The sequence below is a fragment of the Sphingomonas bacterium genome, assembly GCF_903644135.1.
GTDB lineage: Bacteria > Pseudomonadota > Alphaproteobacteria > Sphingomonadales > Sphingomonadaceae > Sphingomonas.
Genome location: NZ_CAHJXA010000220.1, coordinates 1 through 4,823, shown reverse-complemented (window position 1 = coordinate 4,823; position 4,823 = coordinate 1). Strand labels below are relative to the sequence as shown.

5 protein-coding genes are annotated in these 4,823 nt (G+C 67.4%); 2 read left to right on the top strand and 3 right to left on the bottom strand.

What is annotated here, in order from left to right:
* Positions 1–132 precede the first annotated feature (132 nt).
* Together HUU96_RS11360 and HUU96_RS11355 are read left to right on the top strand one after the other, a co-directional pair.
* On the top strand, positions 133–537 hold the full coding sequence (locus HUU96_RS11360; protein WP_174292907.1) for a hypothetical protein: 405 nt from the start codon (positions 133–135) through the stop codon (positions 535–537).
* Between the two features lie 38 nt (positions 538–575).
* Positions 576–797: a DUF4170 domain-containing protein gene (locus HUU96_RS11355; RefSeq protein WP_174292906.1), complete on the top strand. Its 222-nt coding sequence runs from the start codon at positions 576–578 to the stop codon at positions 795–797.
* 5 nt (positions 798–802) lie between these two features.
* Here the strand turns inward: HUU96_RS11355 and HUU96_RS11350 are convergent, their stop codons facing one another.
* The 3 genes from HUU96_RS11350 to carB form a co-directional block, all read right to left on the bottom strand.
* Positions 803–1,453, bottom strand: a complete 651-nt coding sequence (locus HUU96_RS11350) for a rhomboid family intramembrane serine protease (RefSeq protein WP_174292905.1) — start codon at positions 1,451–1,453, stop codon at positions 803–805.
* Positions 1,454–1,458: 5 nt separating this feature from the next.
* Complete coding sequence (greA, locus tag HUU96_RS11345; RefSeq protein ID WP_174292904.1) at positions 1,459–1,935, bottom strand: transcription elongation factor GreA; 477 nt, start codon at positions 1,933–1,935, stop codon at positions 1,459–1,461.
* Between the two features lie 70 nt (positions 1,936–2,005).
* On the bottom strand, positions 2,006–4,823 hold a 2,818-nt coding region (gene carB, locus HUU96_RS11340; protein ID WP_174292903.1), incomplete at its 5' end, for a carbamoyl-phosphate synthase large subunit.

The window sequence follows — 4,823 nt, the reverse complement described above, 5'->3', positions numbered from 1 at the left end:
TGCCGGGGCGGTGGCGCTGGCGGGGCTGTTCCTCGCCAGGCACCGCGTCGCCTCGCTGTTCCGCCGGTCGCCAAAGGCAACCGGCGACGCCGACGCGAGTTAAACTACCCATAGCGTTCGAAGGGACTATCGATGGCCGAGCACAAGCAGGATACCGACAAGAAGCCCAAGGGTGAGCGCCAGGAGGTTTCCCCGCGGCGCGTAACAACGGCCCAGCGGCTGGCTGGCGGTGTCGAGACCAATCCGCTGGCACTCGTCGCCGGCGGGCTGGCGCTTGGCGTAATCGCCGGTGCCTTGCTACCGCGTTCGTCCCGGGAGCGGGACCTGCTCGCCCCGGTCGGCACGAAGCTGGGCGGCGCGCTGACCGCGGCGGTCGCAGCAGCGCGGGAGGCGGGCCAGTCCGAGCTGGACGGGCTCGGCATCAACCGCGACGCGGCGCGCGACCAGGTCAAGACGCTGGTCGACGGCTTGCTCAAGGCGGCATCGACCGCCGGCACCGCGGCCGCACAGGCGGCGGTCGGCAAGGCTGCAGGGTAAGGCTTCACCCGATCGACGCGGCACGCTAGGAGACAGGCATGAGCAAGCTCCACCTCGTCTTCGGCGGCCGCGTCAGCGATCCCCAGACCCTCGATTTCATCGATCCTGCCCATCTTGAGGTGGTCGGGATCTTCGCCGATTACGAGACGGCGGAGAAGGCCTGGCGCAGCGCGGCGCAGCGTACCGTGGACGATGCCGAGATGAAGTTCGTGGTGGTTCACCTCCACCGCCTGCTGGAGCCGGACGCCGCTACCGCCTGACCGGCTCAGGCATGGCGATAGTGCCAGAGCAGTAACGGCCGGGCAAGCGCCAGCCCGGCAAGGAACCCGCCGACATGCGCGCCCACCGCGATGCCGGCCCCGCCAGCCCCCGGCACGCCCATGCCGGCAAACCCGACCAGCGCCTGGATGCCGATCCACGCCGCCGCCAGCCACGCGACATGGACGACGCCGCCTGGGATCGGCCCGATCGCGGTGGCTCGCCGTTGCCCGAACAGCAGCGCATAGGTCGCGACCACCGCGGAGATCGCTCCGCTTGCGCCGATCATCGGCACGACCGATAACGGCGCGAGCAGCCACTGGCCCAGTGCCGCGGCATAGGCCCCGACGCCGTAGAGGACCAACAGCGCGCCCGACCCTAGCGTCCGCTCAGCCTGCGCCCCGCAATAAACGAGCATCACCAGGTTCAGTGCCAGATGCGCGATGCTGGCATGAACTAGGGAGCAGCTGAGCGGCGTCAGCCACGCCGGCACCTGTACGGCGAGATCGGCAGGCAGGTTCGCGCCGGCAAAGCGCGCCGCGATCGCGCCCGCCCCGAGCGACGCCGTCGGCAATGCGCCCGACGCGAGGATCGCCAGCGACGCCACCACCGTCGCGGCGGTAATGGCAACCGTCGCCGGCGCTTCCCGCCAGTTCATCGCAATCAGACGAACGCCAGCTTCGACACGACGTAGTAACGCTCGCCCGCCGGCACCGACACCTCGACCTCGTCGTCGACGCGGCGGCCGATCAGCGCGCGGCCGAGCGGCGAGTTGTACGAGATGCGGCCGGTCTTGGCGTTGGCCTCGGTCTGGCCGACGATCTGGTAGGTGACGGGCTTGTCGTTCTCGTCGAGCAACGTCACCGTCGCGCCGAACACCACCTTGTCGCCCGACAGGTCGCGCGGGTCGATAATCTGCGCACGCGACAGCTTGTCCTCGATATCGGAGATCGACGCCTCGATCTGGCCCTGCCGCTCCTTGGCGGCGTGATACTCGGCGTTTTCCGACAGGTCGCCGTGCGCGCGCGCTTCCTCGATCGCGTCGACGATGGTCGGCCGTTCCGCTTTCAGGCGCTTCAGATCCGCGGTGAGCGTCTCATAGCCCTCCTGCAGCATCGGCATCTTCTCGACGGTCGCCATAAACTTCGTCCCCAAATCCTACCCGCGCGGCTCCTTCGGGAACCGCTCGCACTTCACTCTTCTGTCGGGATCAATCGTGCGACTGCGAATAATAGGATTGCAACGGCCTGACTTCAAGCGAACCGGTTCCGACACCCCCTTGATGTTGGGCAGCGATCGCCTTGGCGGTCTCGATGCTGGCAGGGGCGGTGGTGAAGTATGGGATACGCCGCGCTACCGCGGTCTGGCGGATCGGCCGCGAGTCCTTCAGGCTCTGCCAGCCCTCGGTGGTGTTGACGATCAAGGTCACGTCACCATCTTCGATCCGGTCAACGATGTGCGGCCGGCCCTGCGCGACCTTGTTCACGCGTTCGACCGGCAGCCCGGCGCGCGCGAGGTGGTCGGCGGTGCCGCCGGTGGCGAGGATGCCGAAACCCGCCTCGACCAGCTGCCGCACTGCCGGCACGATCGCCGCCTTGTCGCCGTCCTTGACGCTGACGAAGACCAAGCCGCCAGTCGGTAGCACGGTGCCGGCCCCGAGCTGCGACTTGGCGAAGGCGGTGGTGAAATCGGGATGGATCCCCATGACTTCGCCGGTGCTCTTCATCTCCGGGCTCAGCACCGGGTCGATGCCGGTGAACTTCGCCCAGGGGAACACCGCCTCCTTGACTGCGAAATAGTCGATGTGGCGGTCGGTCGGCGGCAGGTCCTTGAGCTTCTCCCCCGCCATCACTCGCGCGGCGATCTTGGCAATCGGCGCGCCGATCGCCTTGGCGACGAACGGCACCGTCCGCGACGCGCGCGGGTTGACCTCGATGAGATACACCTCGCCATCCTTGACCGCGAACTGGATGTTCATCAGCCCGACAACCTTGAGCGCGTGCGCGAGCGCGATCGTTTGCTTCTCGATCTCGGCGATGCAGTCCGCTCCCAGGCTGTAGGGCGGGATCGAGCAGGCGCTGTCACCCGAGTGCACCCCTGCTTCCTCGATATGCTGGAGGATGCCGGCGACCACGACGTCCTCGCCATCGCAGATCGCGTCGACATCGACCTCGATCGCGTCGCGCAGATAGCGGTCGATCAGCACCGGCGACGACCCCGACACCTGCACCGCGGTGGCGATATAGTCGTCGAGCTGGCCGACGCTGTCGACGATCTCCATCGCCCGCCCGCCGAGCACGTAGCTCGGCCGCATCAGCACCGGGTAGCCGATCCGCTCCGCCGCCGCGACCGCCTCGTCGCGGCTGCGCGCCAGGCCGTTGGCGGGTTGCTTGAGGCCCAGTTTCGCCACCAGCGCAGCAAACCGCTCGCGATCCTCGGCGAGGTCGATCGCGTCAGGCGAGGTGCCGAGGATCGGGATGCCCGCCTTCTCCAGCGCATGGGCAAGGTTGAGCGGGGTCTGGCCGCCGAACTGGACGATAACTCCAACCAGCTCGCCCTTCGATTGCTCGACATGCAGGATTTCGAGCACGTCCTCCGCGGTCAGCGGCTCGAAATACAGCCGGTCGGAGGTGTCGTAGTCAGTGCTCACCGTCTCCGGGTTGCAGTTGACCATGATCGTCTCGTAGCCCGCATCCCCGAGCGCGAAGCAGGCGTGGCAGCAGCAATAGTCGAACTCGATTCCCTGGCCGATGCGGTTGGGGCCGCCGCCAAGGATGACGATCTTGCGCTTGTCGCTCGGCTGGCTCTCGCACTCCGGCTCGCCGAAGCTCGGTGCCTCGTAGGTCGAGTACATATATGGCGTCTTGGCGTCGAACTCGGCGGCGCAGGTGTCGATGCGCTTGAACACCGGCCGCACGCCCAGGCGGTGGCGCAACGCCCTCACCTCGTCCTCGGTGACGCCGCCGGTCATCGCGGTGACCAGGTCGTGGATCAGGCCGGAGCCGCGCGCGGTGTTGCCGTCGCGCAAATTGGCCGACTTCAGCGCCAGATAGGCGAGCCGCTTGTCGCTGAACCCCATCGCCTTCAGCCGCCGCAGCCCCGCCGCGTCGTTGGGCAGCCCGCCCCGGCACACCTCCTCCTCCGCCGCGACAATCTCGGCGATGCGGTCGAGGAACCAGGGGTCGTATTTGGCGATCGCATGGACCTCGGCGACGGTGAAGCCCTCGCGCAACGCCTGCGCCGCCACCAGCAGCCGGTCGGGCGTCGCCACCGCCAGCGCCGCCTCGATCTCCGCGCGGGGCGCGCCCGCCAGCCGGTCGACCATGTTGAAGCCCGACAGTCCGGTCTCCAGCCCGCGCAGCGCCTTCTGCACGCTTTCGTGGAAATTGCGCCCGATCGCCATGACTTCGCCCACGCTCTTCATCGCCGTCGACAACACTTCTTCGGCACCCTTGAACTTCTCGAAGGCGAAACGCGGGATCTTGGTCACCACGTAATCGATCGTCGGCTCGAACGCAGCGGGGGTGGCGCCGGTGATGTCGTTGTCGATCTCGTCGAGGGTATACCCGACCGCCAGCTTCGCCGCGACCTTGGCGATCGGGAAGCCGGTCGCCTTCGACGCCAGCGCCGACGAGCGCGACACGCGCGGGTTCATCTCGATGACGATCAGCCGGCCGTCCTTCGGATTGACGGCGAACTGAACGTTCGAACCCCCCGTTTCCACACCGATTTCGCGCAGCACCGCGATCGATGCGTTGCGCATGATCTGGTATTCCTTGTCGGTCAGCGTCAGCGCCGGCGCGACGGTGATCGAGTCGCCGGTATGGACCCCCATCGGGTCGACATTCTCGATCGAACAGATGATGATGCAATTGTCCGCGCGGTCGCGGACCACCTCCATCTCATATTCCTTCCAGCCGAGCAGCGACTCCTCAATCAGCACTTCGGTCGTCGGGCTGGCGTCGAGGCCCTTGCGCACCATGTCGACGAACTCGGCGCGGTTATAGACGACGCCGCCGCCCGACCCG

Coding starts and splice junctions, on each gene's coding strand:
- HUU96_RS11360 (WP_174292907.1), top strand. CDS start 133: ATGGCCGAGCACAAGCAGGATACCGACAAGAAGCCCAAGGGTGAGCGC.
- HUU96_RS11355 (WP_174292906.1), top strand. CDS start 576: ATGAGCAAGCTCCACCTCGTCTTCGGCGGCCGCGTCAGCGATCCCCAG.
- HUU96_RS11350 (WP_174292905.1), bottom strand. CDS start 1,453: ATGAACTGGCGGGAAGCGCCGGCGACGGTTGCCATTACCGCCGCGACG.
- greA (WP_174292904.1), bottom strand. CDS start 1,935: ATGGCGACCGTCGAGAAGATGCCGATGCTGCAGGAGGGCTATGAGACG.